Here is a 21,580-nt window from a genome sequence, read left to right on the forward strand (position 1 = left end):
CGTCGGCCCCTACTCCAATGCGGAAGGACAACATCCGTCATGGGAGGGGCACATGAGACCCGCATCGCACGCACCCGAGCTCCGGGCCGCCGCCCAGCACATCGGCCGCCGCAGGTTTCTCACCGTGACCGGTGCCGCCGCGGCGCTCGCGTTCGCCGTCGACCTGCCCGGCACCGCCCACGCAGCCGCACTGGACTCCAGGAAGATCACCGAGGACCCCTTCACGCTGGGCGTCGCGTCCGGGGACCCGCAGCCCGGCTCCGTCCTGCTGTGGACCCGTCTCGCCCCCCGCCCCTACGAGCCCGACGGCGGACTGCCCCGCGGCACGTTCACCGTGCGCTGGGAGATCGCCCACGACTCCCGTTTCGCGCGCATCGCACGGCGCGGCTCGGTCACCGCCCACCCCGAGTTCCACCACAGCCTGCACGTCGAGGCCGGCGGGCTCGACAACGACCGTCCCTACTACTACCGCTTCCGCACCGGCACCTGGATCAGCCCGGTCGGCCGCACCCGCACCGCGCCCGCCCGCTCCGCGCGCATCGGCGAGCTGAAGATCGCCGCGGTGTCCTGCCAGGCGTACCACGACGGCTACTTCACCGCGTACCGGCACCTCGCCGAGGAGGAGCTCGACGCCGTGTTCCACCTCGGCGACTACCTCTACGAGTACGCCGTGAACGCCGTCGGCGGCGCCCGCAACTACACCGACCGCCGGCTGCCCGCCCACTTCAACCGGGAGACGGTCACGCTCGAGGACTACCGGATGCGCTACGGCCTCTACAAGTCGGACCCCGACCTGATGGCCGCCCACGCCGCGCACCCCTTCGTCCTGACCTGGGACGACCACGAGACCGAGAACAACTACGCCGACGAGACACCCGAGAACGACGTCCCGCCGGAGGAATTCCTGCTCCGCCGCGCCGCCGCCTACCGGGCGTACTGGGAGAACCAGCCGCTGCGCAGGCCCCAGCAGCCCAAGGGGCCCGACATGCAGCTCTACCGGCGGCTGCACTTCGGCCGGCTCGCCCAGTTCGACATCCTCGACACCCGCCAGTACCGCTCCGACCAGGCGTACGGCGACGGCTGGAAGGTGCCGGGCCCGGAGTCCGAGGACCCGTCGCGCACCCTCACCGGTGCGACGCAGGAGCGGTGGCTCATCGACGGCTGGAAGCGGTCCGGCTCCCGCTGGAACGTCGTGCCCCAGCAGGTCGCGTTCGCCCAGCGCCGGGACGTCCCCACTGCCGCCTACAAGCTCAGCATGGACGCATGGGACGGCTACCCGGCGTCCCGGCAGCGGGTTCTCGCCGGCGCGCAGACCGCCGGCATCGAGAACCTGATGGTCCTCACGGGTGACGTGCACGTCGGCTACGGCTTCGACCTCAAGAAGGACTGGGCCGACCCCGCGTCCCGCACGCTCGGCACCGAGATCGTCGCCACGTCCATCAGCAGCGGCAAGGACGGCGCCGACAAGCCCGCCAACTGGGACAGCTTCACCCAGGCCAACCCGCACATGAAGTTCTACAACGGCCGGCGCGGCTATGTGACGGTCACCTACGGCGAGCGTCAGGCACGGGCGGACTTCAAGACCGTCAGCGCCGTCACCACCCCGGGCGCGCCGCTCACCACGGCGGCGTCGTTCGTCACCGAGTCCGGCAACCCGGGCCTCACCCCGGTGTGACGCTGCCCGCCTCGCCGGGATAGCGGACGCCGATGCGGTCCCGTACCGCGTCGAGCGTCCGCATCACCGCGAGCGTCCCCTCCAGCGGCACCAGCGGCGACTGCTTCTCGCCGGCCCGCAGACACCGCATCACCTCGGCCGCCTCGTGCCGGAACGGATGCGGGTCGGCCGGAACCGCGAACTCCCGCGGCTGTTCGCCCTCCCGGTGCAGGACGAACCGCTCGGGGTGGAAGAAGCCGCGCGGAAACTCGACGCGGCCCTTCGTGCCGGTCACCGACGCCGTCATCGGGGTGTCCGCCACGATCGAGCACGACAGCAGCGCGGACGCGCCCGACTCCCAGCCCAGCAGCATGCCCGTGTGCAGATCCACGCCCTCGGGCGCGAGCAGCGCGTGCGCCTCGATCCGGTCCGGCTCGCCGAGCAGCAGCTGCGCGAACGACACCGGATAGACACCGAGATCGAGCAGCGCGCCGCCGCCGAGCGCCGGATCGCGCAGCCGGTGGCCGGCGTCGAACGGGCCCGCGAGGCCGAAGTCGGCGGACACGGAGCGGATGTCGCCGATCGTGCCGTCGGCGACGAGCTCGACGAGTTGGCGCATCAGGGGATGGCAGTACATCCACATCCCCTCCATCAGGAACAGCCCGCGCTCGGTGGCGAGGTCCACGAGTTCCCCGGCCTCGGCCGCGTCGAGCGTGAACGCCTTCTCGCACAACACCGCCTTTCCGGCCGCCAGACAGAGCCCCGCGGCCGCCCGGTGCGCGGAGTGCGGTGTGGCGATGTACACCACATCGACGTCCTCGTCGGCGGCCAGCGAGGCCCAGTCGCCGTACGCCCGGGGGATGCCGAAGCGGTCGGCGAAGGCCTGCGCGGACGCCTCGCTGCGGGACGCCACCGCCACCACCTCGGCATCCGGCATCTGTTGCAGATCAGCCGTGAAAGCGGCGGCGATGCCGCCCGTCGCCAGTACGCCCCATCGCATGATTCCGCTCATTCCATCCCAGCCTGAAAAGGGACTCGACCACTCCGGACGAGCTGAGAGCATAGGGAGGGATTCAACAACATGGAGAGCCAATGCCGCAGCCGGAGACCGGCCAGGACCGTACAGAAGGACACATACCGGCCGCCGACCCGGTGACGGCGCCTGCTCCCACGGGACCCATCGCTCCCGTCGCACACCAAGCGGTCGCCGCCGCGCGCCGCGTCGGCCTGCTCGTCACCCTCGTCCTCGGCGGCCTCACCGCACTGCCGCCGCTCTCCATGGACATGTACCTCCCGGCGCTGCCCGCGGTCACCGACTCCCTGACCGCGCCCGCCGCCACCGTCCAGCTGACCCTGACCGCGTGCATCGCCGGTATGGCGTTCGGCCAGCTCGTCGTCGGCCCGATGAGCGACCGGTGGGGACGCCGCAGACCGCTGCTGATCGGCATGGTCGTGTACGTCGTGGCCACCGCGATCTGCGCGGTGGCCCCCTCCGTCCAGCTGCTCATCGGCTTCCGGCTGCTCCAGGGCCTCGCGGGCGCCGCGGGCATCGTCATCGCCCGCGCCGTGGTCCGCGATCTGTACGACGGCGTCGAGATGGCCCGGTTCTTCTCCACCCTGATGCTGATATCCGGCGTCGCCCCGATCATCGCGCCGCTCATCGGCGGCCAGGTGCTCCGGGTCACCGACTGGCGCGGCATCTTCGTCGTGCTCACCGGCGTCGGCATCCTGCTCACCCTCGTGGTGGTGAGGTGGCTGCCCGAGACCCTGGCCCCGGAGCGGCGGCACAGCGGCGGCGTGGGGGAGACCCTGCGCACCGTGCGGTCGCTGCTGGGCGACAGGGTCTTCAGCGGCTACATGCTCACCGGCGGGCTCGCCTTCGCGGCCCTGTTCTCCTACGTCGCGGCCTCGCCGTTCGTGGTGCAGGAGATCTACGGCGCGTCCCCGCAGACCTTCAGCCTGCTCTTCGGCCTCAACTCCGTCGGCCTGATCGCGGTCGGCCAGATCAACGGCAGAGTGCTGGTGGGCCGGGTCAGTCTGGACAAGGCGCTCGGCTTCGGACTGGGCATGATCACCCTGGCCGCGACCGGGCTGCTGCTGATGACCTCCGGCGTCTTCGGCAGGGCGAGCCTGTTCGCCGTGGCCGCAGGACTCTTCGTGCTGATGTCCGCCATGGGCCTCGCGATGCCGAACACCAACGCCCTGGCCCTGATGCGCACTCCGCACGCCGCCGGCTCCGCGTCCGCGCTGCTCGGCACCTCCGCGTTCCTGCTGGGCGCGGTCGCCTCACCTCTCGTCGGGATCGCCGGCGAGGCGACGGCCGTCCCGATGGCCGCGGTCCAACTGACCTGCGCGCTCGGCGCGGTGGGCTGCTTCCTCGGGCTGTGCCGGCCGTGGCAGCGGCGAGCCGAAGCGATCGCCTGAGCGCGGTCGCCGACCGCCCACCGCCCGCCGTGATTCGGGGCGTACGGGCGCGCTTCAGGGCGTACGGGCCGGATGCCCGCTCAGCCGGGGCCGGTCCTGGGCGTCCGTCCAGCCGAAGAGGCCGACGCCCGCGGCCTCCGCGCCCGGCAGCCGGACCCCGGACGCCAGCGGCTGCGGCACCCCCGACGCCAGGTCCAGGGCGATGGGTGTGCCGCCGCCCGCCAGCGCGTCCGCCGGGCCGCGGGCGCTCGTCGCGCCGTACGCGAGACCGGCGTCCGTCACGGTCGTCAGCGTCAGCGGCTTGGAGCCGTCCGACTCCTCGAAGCAGCGGCCCTCGCGCCGTTCCAGGTCGAAGGCGAGGTTCCCGGCGACCAGGAAGCCGCCGCCGGGCGCGAGTACCGCCTGCGGGTACTCGCCCGGCTCGATCGCCGGCCGCCGGCACCGCACCTGGACCAGCGGACGGCCGGACGCCGAGTCGTGCACCGCCCAGATGTCGTGCGTGGCCGCGTCCTTGGCGCCCTTCGCGGGCCGCCACACGGCGAGCAGCCGGCCCGCCACCACCGACGTCGGCACCCCCGAGGCGCGGTCACTGCCCGCCGGGGCGACATCGCGGCTGTACCAGCCCCCGCGGACCCAGAAGCCCGACTCGCCGCTCAGCAGCAGCCCCTTGGCGGTCAGGGCGCGTACCTCGGTCAGCCGCCGGCACCCCGCGCAGCCCTTCGGATGGCCGAGCGATGTCTCGGGCACCTGCGTCACCGTGCCGGACGCGGGGTCGACCACGGCGCTGCGGGTGCGCCCGTCCCCGATGAGGATGCCGGGACCGGTGCCGGACACGGTCGGCGCGGTCGGCCATGGGATCTCCACCCGCCGCCGGGTGCCGTCGTCGGCGCCGTACACATCGAGCACGACGAAGGTGCCGGCCGTGGTCAGCGAGTCCTCGCCCGCCCGGCCGAACGTCCAGGTCACGAAGTACTCGCGGCCGTCCCTGGCGACGGACAGCAGCCGGGGGACCGGACCGTCTGAGGCGGGCGGACGCCACGGGCGGCCGGTCCAGCCGGCCCTGCCGGTGGCCGCGTCCAGGGTCCGCAGCCGGAAGCGGTCGCCGCCCGTGCGCTCCAGATAACCGATCCGGCCGGCCTTCCGCGCGATCGCGTACTCCGCCGACGCCATGGCGATCTCCCAGCCGGGCCGCGGATCGTAGCCCGCGGGCACGGTGAGCCGGGGCTGCGTCGCCGCGGAGTGCCGGGCGGTGCGCGGCTTGTCCTCGGAGGTCCCGCCCTCGCCGCCGCGCAGGCTCAGTGCGAGGAGCAGCGCCACGGCGGTCACCCCGGCCACCAGAGCCAACCGCACGACCCGCTGTCTCATGGTCCCCCCGGAAGCCACGCCTCACGTTCCGTGTGCGGCGAGGGCCACAGCGTAGCAACCGCCCCTGAGGCCACAGCAGTTCGATCCCGTACCCGGTGCGGTGGCCCCGCCGTGCCCCGGGGTGGCCGCGTCGATCACCCCGGTCCTGCCCGGCTGATCTTCGCGGGCTGCCGAGACCACCGGACAGGACCTAGAATCGCTCGGTGAACGCCACCCTTCCCACCGCGGACGCCCTGCGCAGCGCACTCGCCGGTCTGCTGGACGGGCTGCCGCCCTCGCAGGCCGTGCAGGCCGTCGACCGGCTGATCGCCAACTACCGCGGGACGACGCCGACCGACGCCCCCGTGCTGCGCGACCGCTCCGACGTCGCCGCCTACGCCGCGTACCGGATGCCCGCGACCTTCGAGGCCGTACGGTCCGCGCTCGGCGCCCTGCGCGACGCGGCGCCCGGGTTCACCCCGGCCACCCACACCGACATCGGCGGCGGCACGGGCGCGGCGACCTGGGCCGTGGCCGAGGCCTGGGAGGACGAGGCCCCGCACACCACGGTGCTGGACTGGGCGGAGCCGGCGCTGGCGCTGGGCCGGGAGCTGGCCGCGGCGTCGGGCGTGCCCGCGCTGCGCGCCGCCCGCTGGGAGCGCTCACGGATCAGCGCGTCGCTCCGGCTGGAGAGCAGTGATCTCGTCACGGTGTCCTATGTCCTCAAGGAACTCACCGAGGCGGACCGGGCCGCCGTGGTCACCGAGGCGGCGCGCACCGCACAGGCCGTGGTGATCGTCGAGCCGGGCACGCCGGACGGCTATGCCCGGATCATCGAGGCCCGCGACCTGCTCATCGGGGCGGGACTGACCGTGGCGGCGCCCTGCCCGCACAGCGGGGACTGCCCGATCGTCCCCGGTACGGACTGGTGCCACTTCGCGGCCCGCGTCAGCCGCTCCTCGCTGCACCGGCAGGTGAAGGGCGGCTCACTGCCGTACGAGGACGAGAAGTTCAGCTATGTCGCGGCCACCCGCTTCCCGCCGGAGCCGGCGTCGTCGCGGATCGTCCGCAAGCCGCAGATCCGCAAGGGCCTGGTGCTGCTCGACCTCTGCGAGCCGGAGGGGGCCCTGACCCGTACGACGACGACCAAGCGCCACGGCGAGCTCTACAGGGCCGCACGGGATGCGGCGTGGGGCGACGCCTGGCCACCCCACACCGGCTGATCTCAGGGGCGCAGCTCCTGTGTGCAGCACTTCACGCTGCCACCGCCCTTGAGGAGTTCACCCAGGTCCATGCCCAGGGGTTCGAAGCCGCGGTCGCGCAGCGGCTCGTAGAGGCCCACCGCCGCCTGCGGCAGCAGTACATGGCGCCCGTCGCTCACCGCGTTCAGACCGAGCGCGGCGGCGTCCCGTTCCTCGGCGATCAGCGCGTCGGGGAACAGCCGTTCAAGCACCTTGCGGCTGCCCGGGGAGAACGCGCCCGGGTAGTACATGATCTCGTCGGCCGCGTCGTCCAGCACGCTCAGCGCGGTGTCCAGGTGGTAGTAGCGCGGATCGACCAGCTCCAGCCCGATCACGGGCCGGCCGAAGAACTCCTGCGCCTCGTCGTGCGAGAGCGGACTGGAGCGGAACCCGCGGCCCGCCAGCACATAGGACGAGGTGACCGCGAAGTCCCCCTCGCCCTCGTTGATGTGCAGGGGTTCGTGGATCTCGGTGTAGCCGGCCGCGCGGAACCACGCGAGGTGCGCGGCCGCCTCGGCCTCGCGTTCCCGGTGGGCGAACCGGGCGCCCAGCACCCGGTCGTCGATGACGGTCGCGCCGTTCGCGGCGTAGACCATGTCGGGCAGGTCGGGCTGCGGTTCCAGCAGCTCGACGGTGTGGCCGAGCGCGCGGTAGCGGTCGCGCAGGTCCTCCCACTGGGTCAGGGCCAGCGGTAGGTCGACCGGTTTCGCCGGATCCATCCATGGGTTGATGGAATACGTCACCTTGAAGTGCACGGGTGGGCACATGAGATAGCGACGCGGCGATGCGTCACGAAGCGATGAGCGCAATGAGGGCTCCTCACGAACGAACAGGGGCACGCGGTCTGCGTGCAGCCATGGTGCGGCCTAACCGGCCGCTTCGCAGGAGATCGACCACGTGGTTCACCGATTTGTGAGGTAAGCGCAGGCCGGCGTACTCCACCGTGTCATGCGAACCGACGAATCGAGACGATACGTATCGGTTTGTGGTTGCCCGGAACGGCACCTAGATTGACGGGATGACCGACACCAAGGCACCCGACGCCGGCCGTCGCAGCGAACGATCCCGCCGTGCGATCTACGAGGCCGCCCTCGCCCTCGTCACCGAGGAGGGCTACACCCGCACCACCATCGAGGGCATCGCGGCCCGGGCCGGTGTCGGCAAGCAGACGATCTACCGCTGGTGGCCCTCCAAGTCGGCCGTGCTCCTCGAAGCCTTTCTCGACCTGGCCGAGCAGGCGGCCGCAGGGGAGGCCGACATCCCCGACACGGGCGACCTCGCGACCGACCTCAAACTCGTGCTGCGCGCCACCGTTGACGAGATGAACAGCCCCGCCTACGACGGACCCGCACGCGCGCTCGCCGCCGAGGGGGTGATCGACCCGGTCCTCGGGGCCCGGTTCGTCGAGAAGCTCCTCGACCCCCAGCTGGAGCTCTACGCGACCCGTCTGCGCTCCGCCGAGGACGCGGGCCAGGTACGAGCCGGGACCGACCTGCGGATCGCGCTGGAACTCCTGGTCGGACCGCTGACCCACCGCTGGCTGCTGCGCACGCTGCCCCTCACCCACGCGTACGCGGACACCGTCGTCGACTACGCCCTGAACGGTCTCGCACCCCGTACGCCGTGAACGGTCTCGCACCCCGCGGCTGACCCCCGCGGAATGCCCGGGTCCACCCCCCGGTTGAGCACTGTGGCCACCCGGGGAGCAGGATGGTGGGACCATGGCAGAGTCCGCCGGTGCCGAGTGTGAGGTGTGAGGGGATAGATGGGCGACGGTAAAGGCCGCTACCGCGGCACGGAGAACAGGCTCCCCCGCGAGAGCCGGCTGCCCCAGTGGCTGCGCCGGCGCCCCCGCGACACCGAGCCGGAGGACTCACGCCGTGAGTCGCTTCTCCTGGCCGCCGCCGGAGCAGGACTGCCGCTCGCGCCCGCCGCGTATCCCGTCGCGTACCGCTGTTCCTGCGACCGCATCGGCTGTCCGACGCCCGCGATGCACCCCGTCTCCTTCGCCTGGCAGACCCAGTCCACGACCGACCGCGCCCAGATCGAGCGGTGGGCCCAGGGCCAGCCCGAGGCGAACTTCATCACCGCGACCGGCATGGTCCACGACGTCCTCGACGTCCCGCTGGAAGCCGGGCTCGACGCACTCGAACGCCTCCTGGAGCGGGGCATCGAGGTCGGTCCGGTCGCCGAGTCCGGCGGCACGGGCGGCGACGGACGGCTGCTGTTCTTCACCGCCACCCGCGGTACGCCCGAGGACGAGGACGAGTGGTGGCCCTGCGAGCTGGACTGCCACCCCGAGACGATGGACGAGCACCCGGGGCTGCGCTGGCACTGCCGGGGCAGCTATGTACTCGTACCGCCCGCCCGGCTTCCCGGTGATCTGGCAGTGGAGTGGGTACGGGGCCCGGAGTATCCGCTGCCGGACCCGCTGACCCTGCTGGAGACGCTCACCGACGCGTGCGCGCGCTACGCGGGTGACGACGAGGAACTGAACCGGCACGCGCCGGCCTGGCCGCTGGGCCGCTGAGCCGCGGCGGCTACTGGGCCGCGGGGGCTGCTGGGCCGCGACCCGGGCCCGCCGTTCGGTCCGGGCCGGACCTTGCCGGGGCCTGTCGTTCGGTTCGGGCCGGACCCGGAGCATGTCGTTCGATTCGGGCCCGACCTCGCCGGGCCCGGAACCGCCTGTCTACGACCCCTTCGCCGAGGTCAGACCCGTCAGCCGGCCGAGGACGTCGACCTTGCCGACGCCGGAGGCCGGGACCGCCACCGCCTGGCTCGACACCCGCTCCTTGGTGATCGTCTGCTTCACCTCGCCGGTGAGCAGCGCCTTCACGTCCGGGTGCACCTTCAGGCGCACACCCTTCGCCGCGGTCTGCCGCTCGTAGTTGCGCACGGTGAAGAAGACCAGCGCCCCGCCGTCCCGCGTCGCGAGCGCCAGCGGCGCGAAGTCACCGCTGTCCAGCGGCTGGTCGATGTACTGCGTGGACATGCCCGGGAGGTTCTCCTCCTTCTGCCGCGAGGCGCGCCAGTCGGAGGTGTGCGGTCCGTCCTTGAAGTTGTCCGGCTGCCCGCTCTGCATGTACGAGGAGTAGTCCCCGCTCAGATCGCGTGGGGCGACCGCCAGCTCACCGCTGTCCACGGCGACCGGCTCGGCGTAGCCGTCCTGGTCCGTCTTCAGCTCCGGAATGCGGCCGGGGGTGAGGATGGTCAGGTACGTCGCCTTCCACACCTCCGCCGGACCGTTGCGCACGAAGATCAGCACCCAGCGGTTGTCCTCGCTGCCCCGGTCCCGGTCGCGGTTGGAGTCGACGTCGGCCAGGAAGAAGCGCGGCCAGCCGGCCTTCTTGGGAATCGTGATCTTCGGGTCGCTGAGCTCCAGCGGCACGTGCTGCGGATTGCCGTCCGGGTAGTTGACGCTGCGTGCCTTCAACCCGGCCTGGTTGATGGCTCCGAGCGCACCGGTGACCCGGCCCGCGTCCAGAGCCGGGTCGTACGCCTTGTCGGCGGCGTTGTAGGCGGCGGTGAACTGCTTGACGGCTTCGACGGCCTCAGCCTTCGTCACCGACGGAACGATCTCCCGTTCCCCGTGCACCGTCACGCACCCGCTCGCCGTCAGGGCCAGCGTCGTCATCGCCACGAGGCCCGTCGCCGCCCGGCGCGGTCCTGTCACCCGAATCGGACTTCTCATCGGCTGCCTTCTGCTCCTCGACCCCCACTGACCGTCCGAACCCTACCGGGGCGAGGAAGAACCCGAGTGCCGGGATCAGATACAGGGCCCACACCACGGTCTGGAGAACGGTCGGATCCGGCTGGAAGTTGAAGACGCCCTTCAGCAGCGTCCCGTACCAGCTGTCGGGCGGAATCGTCGTGCTGATGTCGAAGGCTTTGTTCGCCAGACCGCCGAGGAAGCGGGCTTCCTGCAGGTCATGGACGCCGTACGCGAGGACACCCGCGGCCACGACCACGAGCATGCCGCCGGTCCAGGTGAAGAACTTGGCGAGATTGATCTTCAGGGCGCCGCGGTAGAAGAGCCAGCCGAGCAGGATCGCGGTGGCGATACCGAGGAGCACTCCGGTCAACGGGCCCTGTGAGCCCGCCTCGTCGGTGGCGGCCCGTACGGAGGCCCAGACGAACAGCGCCGTCTCCAGGCCCTCGCGGCCCACCGCCAGGAACGCGGTGGCGACCAGCGCGCCCGTGCCCATCTGCAGGGCGGCGTCGAGCCTGCCGTGCAGTTCGGACCGAAGGTGCCGCGCGGTGCGCTTCATCCAGAAGACCATCCAGGTCACCAGGCACACCGCGACGATCGACAGCGAACCGCCGAGCAGCTCCTGTGCCTCGAACGTCAGCTCCTGCGAGCCGTATTCGAGGGCGAAGCCGAATCCGAGCGACAGGGCGACCGCGACGCCGATGCCGGTCCAGATCGGCCGCAGCGCGTCCCGTCTGCCGGTCTTGACGACATACGCGACGAGGATGCAGACGACGAGGCTTGCCTCCAGGCCCTCGCGCAGGCCGATCAGATAGTTGCCGAACACGGCCGGTCCCTTCTGGTCATGAGAACAGCGCCCGTCCCCACCAGTCGTCCGTGTCCCGGACGCCCGGCGGGACCGCGAACAGCGCCGAACCCACGTGCTGGATGTACTCGTTGAGGTCGTCGCGCGCGAGCGAGCGCTGCACCGGGACGAACCCCTTGTCGATGTCGCGCTGGTAGGCGAGGAAGAACAGCCCCGCGTCCAGGCGGCCGAGACCGTCCGTGCCGTCCGTGAAGGAGTAGCCGCGGCGCAGCATCCTCGCCCCGCCGTTGGAGTTGGGGTGGGCGAGCCGGACGTGCGAGGTGGGCAGCATCGCGGGCAGGAACGGCTCGTCGCGCTCGTTCGCCTTGCCGACGGGAGCGCCTTTGCCCTTGTCCCGGCCGAAGATGTCCTCCTGCTCCTGCAGGGAGGTGCGGTCCCAGGTCTCGACGTTCATCCGGATCCGGCGGGCGACGAGGTAGGAGCCGCCGGCCAGCCAGGCCGGTCCGTCCTTGTGCGCCACCCATACGTGCTTCTCCAGTGCCGGGGCGTCCGTGCCGGCGATGTTGCGGGTGCCGTCCTTGAAGCCGAAGAGGTTGCGGGGTGTCTGGGCGTCGGGGGTCGTCGACGACGTCTTGCCGAAGCCGAGTTGCGACCAGCGCACGGCGACGGTGCCGAAGCCGATCCGGGCGAGGTTGCGGATGGCGTGCACCGCGACCTGGGGGTCGTCGGCGCAGGCCTGGACGCACAGGTCGCCGCCGCTGCGTGCCGGGTCGAGGTTGTCGCCGGAGAACTTCGGCAGCTCCGCCAGGCCGTTCGGCCGACGGCCCTCGAGTCCGAAGCGGTCCTTGGTGAACAGGGAGGGGCCGAAGCCGATGGTCAGCGTCAGCCGGGACGGCTTGAGTCCCAGTGCCTCGCCGGTGTCGTCCGGCGGTGCTTCGGCGAGGCCGCCGAACGCGCCCTCGCCGACGGGCAGTCCGGCGGTCATGCGTTCCGCGGCCCGTGTCCAGTCCTTCAGCAGCTGGACCAGCTCGGCACGGTCCTTCGTCTTCACGTCGAAGGCCGCGAAGTGCAGCCGGTCCTGCACGGCGGTGGCGACGCCGGCCTGGTGCACCCCGTGGAAGGGAACGGCGGAACCACTCGCCGCCGCGCTGGCGGTCTCGTCCCCGCCGCCGAGCGCGGCCACCGTGCCGCCGGCCGCGGCGGCACCGAGCGCGAGACCCGCACCACCCCAGCCGAGCAGCGCACGCCGGGACGGCGTACCGGTGCCCGTGCCGGGCTCCCCGGGGCCCGCGGCCCCGGGCGTCGCGTCGGTCTGCTGGTCGTCGGAAGCCGACATCACGGTCCCCTTACTTGACGACCGCGGCGGCGAGCTTCGACAGCGGCTCGGCAAGGGCGTTGACGCCGTCGCTGAGCTCCTTGCGCTGGTCCTTGCCGACGGTGTCGTACGAGGCGAACACGTAGGTGGTCTTGTCCTTGCGGTACTTGTCGAGCAGCGTGTTCAGCGCGGCGAACTGCTTGTCGAGCTCGGCCACCAGCTTCGGGTCGTTCTTCGACGCGACCGGCTTGAGCAGCTCGTACGAGGTCTGCGCACCCTCGACGTTGGCCTTGAAGTCCACCAGGTCGGTGTGGCTGTAACGCTCCTCCTCACCGGTGACCTTGCCGGTGGCGACCTCGTCCAGGAGTTCCTTGGCGCCGTTGGCCATCGAGGTCGGCGTGATCTCGGCGGTGCCGACCTTCTTCTGCCAGACCGTGAGGTCCTTGATCAGGGTGTCGGCGAGCGCGGTGTCGGCGGGGCCGAGCTTCTTGTCCTGCCACAGGGACTTCTCCAGCCGGTGCCAGCCGGTCCACTTCTGGCCCTTCTCGACACCGTCCTCGCGCAGGTCGACCTTGGGGTCGATGTCGCCGAAGGACTCGGCGACCGGCTCGGTGCGCTCCCAGCCGATACGGGACTCGGCGTACGCCTTCTTCGCCGCCTCGATGTCACCGGCCTTGACGGCGTCGGTGAACACCTTCGCCTTCGGCAGCGTCTCGTCGGCCTGCGCCTGGACGTACTTGCGGTAGCCGGCGACCGCGGCGTCCATCTCCGGGCTCCGCTCGACGGCCTTGCCGCCCGTCGCGGTGACCTTCTGACGGATGCCGTCACCCTTCATACCCGGCTTGCACGCGATCTCGTACGAACCGGACTTCACCTCGGCGGTGAGCCGGGCCTTGGTGCCGGGACCGATGTTCTCCCGCTCGGTGACGATCCGGTCGTCGGGGAACAGGATGTAGACCTCGGTGACCTTCCCGCCCTTGTTCTCGATGTCGAGCTGGACGTGCCCGGCGGCGAACTCCTTCTTCGACACCTCGCAGGAATCGTCCTTCGCGGTGACCTTGATGGCGCCGCCGTCACCGGCCTTGTCGTCGGCCTTCTCGGCGCAGCCCGTGACGGCGGCCAGAGCGGCCGCGACGGCGGTGGCGGTGGCGACGGAAAGACGGACTCGCATACGGACTCCATGCGGCAAGAGGCCCGGCGGAGGCGGGCTGAGGGTGGGTGAGGCTGACCTAACTTAACCGAGCCTTACCTCGGCGGTACCCGCCCGTGCAGTGATCTGGGACTCATGACGTACGTCCGGAAACGGACGGGTCACAGGCTGCCCATCGGGACCCCAGGACTCGGTCAAGCAGAGGTCAACCGGCCCGTTGCGGAAGCACCACGGGGACGCCCGAGCGAGGGTGCGGGAACACTTCGACGGGCTGCCGGTAGACCCGGCTCAGCAGCACGTCGTCGAAGACCTCGGCGGGCGGGCCCTCGGCCGCGAGCCGGCCCTCGTGCAGCACGGCGACCCGGTCCGCGTACGCCGCGGCGAGACCGAGATCGTGCAGCACGACGACCACGGCGTCACCGGCCGCGGCACGCTCACGGCAGATGCGCAGCACCAGTTCCTGGTGGCGCAGATCGAGGGCCGCCGTCGGTTCGTCGAGGAGCAGCAGCGGGGCCCGCTGGGCCAGGACGCGGGCGAGGGCGACCCGGGCGCGTTCACCGCCGGAGAGCGCGGAGAAGGGGCGGGCCGCGAAGCCGCCGACCTCCGTGACGGCCATCGCCTCGGCGACGGCCGCGTCGTCCTCCTCCTGGAGCGCGGTCCCGGCCCAGGGTGCGCGCCCCATCCGTACGACGTCCTCCACCAGGAAGGGGAAGGAGAGCGCGGCGGCCTGGGGCAGCACGGCGCGGCGCAGGGCGAGTTCGGGAGCGGTCCAGCCGCCGGCCGGCCGGCCCGCGATGCTCACCGAGCCGCCGTCGGCGGGCAGATCGGCGGCGAGAGCGCCGAACAGGGTCGACTTCCCGGCGCCGTTCGGCCCGACCAGCGCCAGTACCTCGCCGGCGTGTGCGGCGAGCTCCACCCCGGCGAGCACCTCACGGCCGCCGAGGCGGACATGGAGACCGCGGGCCTCGGCGACGACGGAACCGGGTTCGGGGCGCGCGGGCAGCTCCCGCCGGCGCACACCGAACAGACGGGTCACGGACCTCATGCCCAACCACCTTGCCTGCGACGGGTCCTGAGCAGCAGCCAGAAGAAGAACGGGCTGCCGAAGAGTGCGGTGAGCACGCCGAGGGGGAGTTCGGCGGGCTCGGCGACGGTGCGTGCCGCGAGGTCTCCCGCGACCAGCATCAGCGCGCCGCCGAGTGCGCTGCCGGGCACCAGGAAGCGATGGCCGGGCCCGTGCGCCATCCGCAGCAGATGCGGGACGAGCAGCCCGACGAAGGTGATGATCCCGGCGACGGCGACCGCGGCAGCGGTGAACAGGGCGACGACGAGGACGAGGACGATCCGCAGCCGCTCGACGTCGATGCCGAGATGCCGCGCCGGCCGCTCGCCGAGGGCGAGCAGGTCCAGCTTCCGTGCGTACAGGGGCGCGATGGCGAGACCGAGGAGCGCGCACGGCAGCACGGCGAGCACCTTGGGCCAGGTCGCCTGGGAGAGCGAACCCAGCTGCCAGAAGGTGATCTGGGTGATCTGGGCGTTGTCCGCGAAGAAGATGAACAGGCCGATGAGAGCGCCGGCGAAGGCGTTGACGGCGATGCCGGTCAGGATGAGGGTGACGACCTCGGTCCGCCCTCCCGAGCGGGACATCGCGTAGACGAGGAGCACGGTCACCAGGCCGGCGACGAACGCGCAGGCCGTGATGGTCCAGTTGCCGAGAAAGCTCAGCCCGAGCGCGATGGACGCGACGGCGCCGACGGCCGCGCCGGAGGAGATGCCGATGATGCCGGGCTCGGCGAGGGGGTTGCCGAAGACGCCCTGCATCAGGGCACCCGCACAGCCGAGGGACGCGCCGACGAGGAGCGCGAGGACGACACGGGGAAGGCGGACGTTCCACAACACGCTCTCGCCGACCCGGTCGAGCGCGTGCCCGCCGAGCCCGGCCCGGTGCTGCACCGAGGCGATGACATCGGTGACGGGAATGTCGTACGCGCCGTAGGCCGCGGACACCAGGGCCAGGACGATCACGCCCGTCAGGAGTCCGCCGGCGAGCAGTCCGGCCCCGGTGCGGGTGCGGGCCAGGGGGACGGCGTCGGTGGTGTCCTTCGGGGTGCCCGGGTCGGAAGTGCTTCGGGAGCCCTCAGGGGCCTCACGGCTCTCGCGGGCCTCGGAGCGCCCCGGGACCTCACGGCCCTCGGGGCCGCTCGGTCGGTCCCGGTCCCGCTCCCGGTCCTGGTGCTGGTCCCGGTCCGGTTCCGGGTCCCGGTCGCGCGGACGGGCGGGTGAGGGGGAGTGGTCAGCGTGCGTGGCCATCGTCACCGGCCGCCCGGGTAGAGCTGGTCAACCAGCGACCGGAGCACCCGGTCGGTGCGCGGTCCGTAGTTCAGCAGGACGCCGTCGTCCACGCTCACCACGCGGCGGTCCATCCCGGCCGGGGTCTGGGCCACGCCGGGAATCTTGACCAGACCGTCGATGCCGCCGACCGACGTCAGACCGTCCGTCATCACCAGCATGGCGTCCGGCGCGGCCTTCGCGAGGGCCTCGGCGGTGATCGGGGTGAAGTCCTTCGCCAGCCCCGACTCCTTGCCGGCGTCCACGGCGCCCGCCGCCTCCAGCAGCGAGGCGGCCCCGGACTCGGCGCCGCCGATGAGGTAGACCGACGCCGAGCCCCGCAGATAGAGGAAGGCGACGCGGGGCTGCTTGCCCTCGGCGGGCTTCGGGATGTCCTTCTGCACCGCCGCGATCCGCTGTGCGGTACGGGTGTTGAGCTGGTCCCCGGCCGCCTTGACCCCCAGCGCGCCGGCCACCGCGTCGATCCGCGTCCGGACGTCGGCGAGGCTCTTGGGCGCCTTGACGACGACGAGCGGGATGCCCGCGGCGCGTATCTGGGCGATGGCCTCGGCCGGGCCGGTCGTCGAGTCGGCGAGGACGAGCGTCGGCTTCAGCGACAGCACGCTCTCGGCGGAGACGTCGTGTCCCCGGGTCACCACCGGCAGCGCGCGGGCCTGTTCGAAGGTCGCGGTGATGTCGCGCGCCACCACCTGCTTGCCCAGGCCGAGCGTGAAGACGATCTCGCTGAGCCCACCGGACAACGGCACGATCCGGTCCGCGGCGGGGACGGTGACGCTCTTGCCGTCGGCCGAGCGCACGGTGACCGGGAGTTCGGGCTTCGGGGTCGCGGCGAGCGGCTCGATCCGGTCGGCGGCCACGGAGGCCTTCGGCTTGCCCGTGGCGGCGGGCGACTCGTCGCCTCCGCCGCAGCCGGTCGCCGTCAGGGCGAGGGCGAGGACCGAGAGGAGAGCACCTGCCAGGCGAGGTGTGCGCACCGGGACACCTTTCTCTTGTTCACTGTCTAAGACGGTTACCGCGGCAGTCTGCCATGGGTGGGCGGGGAGTTGGCCGATGTTTCGGGTGGGTGGGGTCTTCCGAACCGCACGGATCAGAGCTTAGGTTAGCCTTACCTCACTGACCAGTGCGTTGTGCCCCGGAGGATTCGTCATGCTGCCCTTCAGACCGGCCCGCGGGTCCGCCGTGGCGCTTCTCGCGGTCCTGCTCGGAGCCCTGCTCCCGGCCGGCACCGCACAGGCGGCGGACCGCACGGTGCAGGGCGGCAGACTGGACTGGGGCATCAAGTCCTCGTTCCAGCGGTATGTCACCGGCCCCATCGCGCACGGCAGTTGGCGGCTCACCGGCGGCGCGGCCACCGTCGGCGGCAGTCAGTTCCGCTTCCACTCCGCCACCGGTACCTACGACCCCGCCACCGGCTCCTTCACCTCCCGCTTCTCGGGCGGCGTGCATTTCCTGGGCCACCGCAAGGCCGACGGCAGCCATGAGCTCGACCTCGCGCTCAGCCGCCCCACGGTGAGAATCTCCGGCGGACAGGGCACGCTCTTCGCGGACATGGTCAGCAGGGCCCGGTCGACGGGCAGGGTCACCACGTCGAGCGAGGTCCCCTTCGCCTCGCTCAACCTCTCCGGCATCTCGATGAAGGGCGGCGCGGGGCCCATCGAACTGCGCACCGTCCCCGCCACACTGACCTCGCAGGGCGCCGCCGCCTTCGCCGGCTACTACACCTCCGGCACCCCGCTCGACCCGATCAGCCTCCGCGTCGACCTCGCGCCCGCCCGCACGAAGCCCTCCGCGCGACCGTCCGCGACCGCCACCCTGCCCGCCAAGGCCGGTTCGCTCCAGGACGCCGCCGTCGACTGGGGCGTACGCCGCACCTTCCGCGAATACGTCACCGGCCCGGTCGCGCAGGGCCGTTGGACCCTCACGGACGGCGCGCAGGACGGCGGGGCGCTCTTCCGCTTCCCGCGCGGCAAGGGCAGCTACGACGCCGGACGCGGAACCCTCGCGGCGTCGTTCGCCGGTTCCGTCCGGTTCACCGGCGACGGACTGGACCTCCGGCTGAGCAAGGTCAGGGCCACGGTGTCGGCCGGCCGCGGCACGCTGACCGCCGATGTGGCGCGCGGCGGCACGACGCTCGGAGCCGTACCCCTGGTGACCTTCGCCGCCCCGCGTCTCGTACCGAAGAAGGGCCTTGCCGCCGTCACCGAGGCACCGGCGACCCTCACCGCGCAAGGTGCCGAGGCCTTCGGCGGGATGTACGCCGCGGGCACGGTCATGGACCCGGTCTCGCTCGCCGTGACCGTGGACCGGGCCGCCCGCCTGCCCGCCCTGCCCGACCTGGGCAGCGAGGCCGCCCCGTCACCGCGACAGACCACGACCGCGCCAGCCACCGCCTCCGGGCCGGCGGCGGCCACCGCGTCGTCCGACACCTCGTCCCCCATCGGGACCTACCTCGCCGTGGGCGCCGGAGCCCTCGCCGCCGCGGCCATCGCCCTGTATGTCGTCCGGCGCCGCCGGACGGCCCAGCACTGAGGAGACCAACGACCATGGCAGCCACTCGCCGCCCCATCACCCTCGCCGCCGCGACAGCCGTCGTGGCCGCGCTCGGCGCCACCGCCTTCGCCCTCCCGGCGCTCGCGGCCGGCAGCGGTTCCGCCGCCCCCGGCGCCCCGAAACTGGAACTGAAGGACGGCACCCTGGACTGGGGCTTCAAGCAGTCCTTCCGCTCGTACGTCACGGGCATGGCCAAGGGCACGATCGTGGCGGCGGACGGCGCCACGCAGGCGCCGGACAACGGCCCCTTCACCTTCACCGGCGGTACGGGCAGCTACGACACGGGCACCCACGCCACCGACACCGCCTTCAAGGGCAATGTCCTGTTCTCCTCCACTGCCCACGGCTTCGCCATCAAGCTCGCCGATGTGAAGGTGCTGACCGCGGGCACCACCGGCAGCATCCAGGCCGACGTCACCCTCAACGGCACGACGCAGGACGACATCGCGGTGGCGAAGCTCGATCTGTCGAAGGTCGCCCCGGGGCAGGGCGAGGGCGGTGCGATGGTCTTCAAGGACATTCCGGCCGCGCTCACCGCCGAGGGCGCGAAAGCCTTCAACGGTATGTACAAGGAGGGCGACGCGCTGGACCCGGCGACCCTCTCGGTCAAGGCGGTGAAGCCGGCCCCGTCGGCCACGCCGAGCGTGACCCCGCCGGTGACGCCGACCCCGACGGCCACCGCGACCGCGACGGCGACCGCGACGACCGACCCCACCGCGACACCGTCCCCCACCGACACCGCGACCGGTGACCCCGAGAGCGGCGACGGCTCGGTCGTGGACGGCAATCTCGACTGGGGTGTCAAGAAGCGGTTCCGGGACTACGTCACGGGCCCGATAGCCCACGGCAAGGTCGAACTGTCCGGCGGCGCGGCGAAGTCGGGCGAGGGCTACCGCTTTCCCGAGGGCCGCGGCTCCTACGACGCCGGCACGAAGACCCTGGCGGCCTCCTTCGACGGCGGCGTCCGCTTCCTCGGCCACCTCACCGGCGGCCAGTACGTCCTCGATCTGAAGCTGAGCGGCGTCGAGGTCGAGGTGAACGGCACCCGGGGCACCCTGGTGGCCGACGTCAGCACCAAGGACCGGGAGACCGGCAAGGTCGCGACCTACCAGAACCTGGGCATCGCCTCGCTCACTGTTCCGGCCGGCGCGCTCACGGCACAGGCGGACGTGGTCAAGCTGACGGGCGTACCGGCGAAGCTCACGGCGGAGGGCACCAAGGCGTTCGGCGGCATGTACCCGGCCGGTGAGGAGCTGGACCCGGTCACGGTCGCGGTCTCCCTCGACGAGGACGCCGAACTGCCCGAGGGCACCGGCGGCACGAGCGGCTCCGGCGGTTCCGCGGGCGGTTCGACGGAGGGCGGCTCGGCCGGTACGACCACCGGGGGCGGCACCGTCGGCGGCACGGGCGGCGCCCTGGCCTCCACGGGTTCCGAGGTCCCGACGACCGCGCTGGCGGCCGCCTCGGCGGGCATCGCGGTGGCGGGCGCGGCCGTGGTCTTCGCGATCCGCCGCCGGGAGGCGACCCGCTCCTGACCCACGGGTCCCGCGTCACGGGCCGCACCGGCAGCAGTCGCCGCCGGTGCGGCCCTGTCGTACCGGGATGCTTGAATGCCGGGGTGAACGAACTCGACGTACTGGACGTGCTCCACGTCTTCTGCGGGGCCGACGGGGGCCATGGCAACGCCCTGGGAGTCGTACGCGACGCCCGGGCCGTTCCCGACCCGGCGTCCCGGCAGGCGCTCGCGGCCGAACTGGGCTTCAGCGAGACCGTGTTCGTCGACGACCCCGAGCGCGGGGTCGTGGACATCTACACCCCCGGCCTGAGGCTCCCGTTCGCCGGGCACCCGCTCGTCGGAGTGGCCTGGCTGCTCGACCTGGAGGCGGTGAACCCTCCCGCGGGCGAGGTGTGGGCGCGCAGCGACGGCGAGTTCACCTGGATCACCGCCCGCGCCGAATGGGCCCCGCCGCGCACGCTGCGGCAGTACGCCTCACCGGCCGAGGTGGACGCGCTGCCCGCGCCGCCGCCCGGTGAGGGCTGGCTCTACGCCTGGGCCTGGGAGGACGAGGCCGCGGGCCGGGTCCGGGCCCGCGCCTTCCCCCGGCGGGACGACGGCATCGTGGAGGACGAGGCGACCGGCGCGGCTGCCCTGCTGCTCACCGACAGCCTCGGCCGCGCGCTGAACATCACGCAGGGCCGCGGGTCGCAGATTCTGACGGCCCCCGGCCCCGACGGCACGATCGAGATCGGCGGGCGGGTGCGCCTCGCGACGCCCGTGCCGGCCGCCCGCCGGATCTCGCTCATGCGCTGAGCGGGAACTCCTCGCCCAGCTCGCGGAAGACTGCTCCGTTGAAGTCGAAGGCCCGCTTGCACTCCTCGACGATCCGCTTCTTCTCCAGCTCGTCGGCGTTCACCGCGTCCAGCAGTTCGCGGTAACCGCGCTTGAAGGCGGCCGGGTTGTCGATCTGCTCGAAGACGTAGAACCGGACCCCGTCGCCCTTGCGGGCGAAGCCCCAGGTCTTCTCGGCGCGGTCGCGGATGATCTGGCCGCCGGAGAGGTCACCGAGGTAACGGGTGTAGTGGTGCGCGATGTACCCGGCGGGCCAGGTGCGGGCGCACTCCTCGACCCGGGCGGCGTACGCCTCGGTCGCCGGCAGCGGAGCGGCGCCCGCGCGCCAGTCGGCGCCGCGCAGATGCGCGAGGTCGCGTTCGAGCGCGGCGGTACGCATCAGCTCCGGGCGGATGAAGGGCCCCGCCACCGGGTCGTCCTCCAGCGCGCCCGCGGCACCTTCCAGTGCCCGGTACACGAACCAGAGCTGCTCGGTGTAGCGGGCGTAGGCCTCGACGCCCAGCCGGCCGCCGAGCAGATCGCTCATGAAGGGCGAGGTCTCGGCCTCGGTGTGCTGCTCGTGCGAGGCAACACGGATGAGTGTCGAGAATGGCGTGTCCAAGGCGGACCTCCGGGGGACCGATGGGGACGGGAACCGGTTATGATCCTGCTACTTAGGCTTACCTAAGTCAACTGGTTCCCGACGACCT

Annotated in this window: 19 protein-coding genes; 8 read left to right on the plus strand and 11 right to left on the minus strand. The window is 72.1% G+C overall.

Annotated elements, in window-relative coordinates:
- Positions 1 to 52: 52 nt before the first annotated feature.
- A complete protein-coding gene (locus tag RPQ07_RS26295) occupies positions 53 to 1,675 on the plus strand; it encodes an alkaline phosphatase D family protein (protein ID WP_313946661.1) in 1,623 nt (540 codons plus the stop codon).
- Here RPQ07_RS26295 and RPQ07_RS26300 read toward each other — a convergent pair.
- Positions 1,662 to 2,666 (minus strand): Gfo/Idh/MocA family oxidoreductase, encoded by a 1,005-nt coding sequence (locus tag RPQ07_RS26300; RefSeq protein WP_313946662.1) that lies wholly within the window; start codon positions 2,664 to 2,666, stop codon positions 1,662 to 1,664. The genes RPQ07_RS26295 and RPQ07_RS26300 overlap by 14 nt on opposite strands.
- 80 nt (positions 2,667 to 2,746) lie before the next feature.
- Here RPQ07_RS26300 and RPQ07_RS26305 point away from each other — a divergent pair, with 80 nt between their 5' ends.
- The gene (locus RPQ07_RS26305; protein ID WP_313946663.1) at positions 2,747 to 4,078 is read left to right on the plus strand and encodes a multidrug effflux MFS transporter; all 1,332 of its coding nucleotides are present in this window, start codon (positions 2,747 to 2,749) and stop codon (positions 4,076 to 4,078) included.
- Between the two features lie 54 nt (positions 4,079 to 4,132).
- Here RPQ07_RS26305 and RPQ07_RS26310 read toward each other — a convergent pair whose 3' ends face one another.
- The gene (locus RPQ07_RS26310) at positions 4,133 to 5,443 is read right to left on the minus strand and encodes a hypothetical protein (RefSeq protein ID WP_313946664.1); all 1,311 of its coding nucleotides are present in this window, start codon (positions 5,441 to 5,443) and stop codon (positions 4,133 to 4,135) included.
- A gap of 203 nt (positions 5,444 to 5,646) precedes the next feature.
- On the opposite strand from RPQ07_RS26310, the gene RPQ07_RS26315 reads away from it, so the two are divergent.
- Complete coding sequence (locus tag RPQ07_RS26315) at positions 5,647 to 6,645, plus strand: small ribosomal subunit Rsm22 family protein (RefSeq protein ID WP_313946665.1); 999 nt, start codon at positions 5,647 to 5,649, stop codon at positions 6,643 to 6,645.
- Between the two features lie 2 nt (positions 6,646 to 6,647).
- Here the strand turns inward: RPQ07_RS26315 and ddaH are convergent, their stop codons facing one another.
- Positions 6,648 to 7,472, minus strand: coding sequence for a dimethylargininase (gene ddaH, locus RPQ07_RS26320; RefSeq protein WP_384439720.1), 825 nt, complete (start codon positions 7,470 to 7,472; stop codon positions 6,648 to 6,650).
- Positions 7,473 to 7,681: 209 nt separating this feature from the next.
- On the opposite strand from ddaH, the gene RPQ07_RS26325 reads away from it, so the two are divergent.
- Both RPQ07_RS26325 and RPQ07_RS26330 read left to right on the plus strand, forming a co-directional pair.
- Complete coding sequence (locus tag RPQ07_RS26325; protein WP_313946666.1) at positions 7,682 to 8,290, plus strand: TetR/AcrR family transcriptional regulator; 609 nt, start codon at positions 7,682 to 7,684, stop codon at positions 8,288 to 8,290.
- Positions 8,291 to 8,428: 138 nt separating this feature from the next.
- On the plus strand, positions 8,429 to 9,193 hold the full coding sequence (locus RPQ07_RS26330) for a bifunctional DNA primase/polymerase (RefSeq protein ID WP_313946667.1): 765 nt from the start codon (positions 8,429 to 8,431) through the stop codon (positions 9,191 to 9,193).
- 159 nt (positions 9,194 to 9,352) lie between these two features.
- On the opposite strand, the gene RPQ07_RS26335 is transcribed toward RPQ07_RS26330, so the two are convergent.
- The 7 genes from RPQ07_RS26335 to RPQ07_RS26365 all read right to left on the minus strand — a co-directional run bounded on the left by RPQ07_RS26335 (position 9,353) and on the right by RPQ07_RS26365 (position 16,965).
- On the minus strand, positions 9,353 to 10,297 hold the full coding sequence (locus tag RPQ07_RS26335) for a hypothetical protein (protein ID WP_313949031.1): 945 nt from the start codon (positions 10,295 to 10,297) through the stop codon (positions 9,353 to 9,355).
- The gene (efeU, locus tag RPQ07_RS26340) at positions 10,215 to 11,198 is read right to left on the minus strand and encodes an iron uptake transporter permease EfeU (RefSeq protein ID WP_313946668.1); all 984 of its coding nucleotides are present in this window, start codon (positions 11,196 to 11,198) and stop codon (positions 10,215 to 10,217) included. Before efeU ends, RPQ07_RS26335 begins: the two co-directional genes overlap by 83 nt.
- Before the next feature lie 16 nt (positions 11,199 to 11,214).
- Positions 11,215 to 12,513: an iron uptake transporter deferrochelatase/peroxidase subunit gene (gene efeB, locus RPQ07_RS26345; RefSeq protein WP_313946669.1), complete on the minus strand. Its 1,299-nt coding sequence runs from the start codon at positions 12,511 to 12,513 to the stop codon at positions 11,215 to 11,217.
- Positions 12,514 to 12,523: 10 nt separating this feature from the next.
- Complete coding sequence (efeO, locus tag RPQ07_RS26350; RefSeq protein WP_313946670.1) at positions 12,524 to 13,663, minus strand: iron uptake system protein EfeO; 1,140 nt, start codon at positions 13,661 to 13,663, stop codon at positions 12,524 to 12,526.
- Positions 13,664 to 13,847: 184 nt separating this feature from the next.
- The gene (locus tag RPQ07_RS26355) at positions 13,848 to 14,687 is read right to left on the minus strand and encodes a heme ABC transporter ATP-binding protein (RefSeq protein WP_313946671.1); all 840 of its coding nucleotides are present in this window, start codon (positions 14,685 to 14,687) and stop codon (positions 13,848 to 13,850) included.
- Positions 14,684 to 15,952 carry a FecCD family ABC transporter permease gene (locus tag RPQ07_RS26360; protein WP_313946672.1) on the minus strand — a complete coding sequence of 423 codons (1,269 nt, stop codon included), beginning with the start codon at positions 15,950 to 15,952 and terminating at the stop codon, positions 14,684 to 14,686. Before RPQ07_RS26360 ends, RPQ07_RS26355 begins: the two co-directional genes overlap by 4 nt.
- 2 nt (positions 15,953 to 15,954) lie before the next feature.
- Positions 15,955 to 16,965 carry a heme/hemin ABC transporter substrate-binding protein gene (locus tag RPQ07_RS26365; protein WP_313946673.1) on the minus strand — a complete coding sequence of 337 codons (1,011 nt, stop codon included), beginning with the start codon at positions 16,963 to 16,965 and terminating at the stop codon, positions 15,955 to 15,957.
- A gap of 172 nt (positions 16,966 to 17,137) precedes the next feature.
- Between RPQ07_RS26365 and RPQ07_RS26370 the strand changes: the two genes are divergently transcribed.
- The 3 genes from RPQ07_RS26370 (at position 17,138) to RPQ07_RS26380 (ending at position 20,852) form a co-directional block, all read left to right on the plus strand.
- Complete coding sequence (locus tag RPQ07_RS26370) at positions 17,138 to 18,520, plus strand: HtaA domain-containing protein (RefSeq protein WP_313946674.1); 1,383 nt, start codon at positions 17,138 to 17,140, stop codon at positions 18,518 to 18,520.
- Positions 18,521 to 18,534: 14 nt separating this feature from the next.
- Positions 18,535 to 20,076, plus strand: a complete 1,542-nt coding sequence (locus tag RPQ07_RS26375) for an HtaA domain-containing protein (protein WP_313946675.1) — start codon at positions 18,535 to 18,537, stop codon at positions 20,074 to 20,076.
- Between the two features lie 83 nt (positions 20,077 to 20,159).
- Positions 20,160 to 20,852, plus strand: a complete 693-nt coding sequence (locus RPQ07_RS26380) for a PhzF family phenazine biosynthesis protein (RefSeq protein ID WP_313946676.1) — start codon at positions 20,160 to 20,162, stop codon at positions 20,850 to 20,852.
- On the opposite strand, the gene RPQ07_RS26385 is transcribed toward RPQ07_RS26380, so the two are convergent.
- Positions 20,842 to 21,492: a biliverdin-producing heme oxygenase gene (locus RPQ07_RS26385; protein WP_313946677.1), complete on the minus strand. Its 651-nt coding sequence runs from the start codon at positions 21,490 to 21,492 to the stop codon at positions 20,842 to 20,844. The two genes, RPQ07_RS26380 and RPQ07_RS26385, sit on opposite strands and share 11 nt — an antisense overlap.
- Positions 21,493 to 21,580 lie beyond the last annotated feature (88 nt).

Source organism: Streptomyces sp. AM8-1-1 (assembly GCF_032229325.1).
GTDB classification, from domain to species: Bacteria; Actinomycetota; Actinomycetes; order Streptomycetales; family Streptomycetaceae; genus Streptomyces; species Streptomyces achmelvichensis.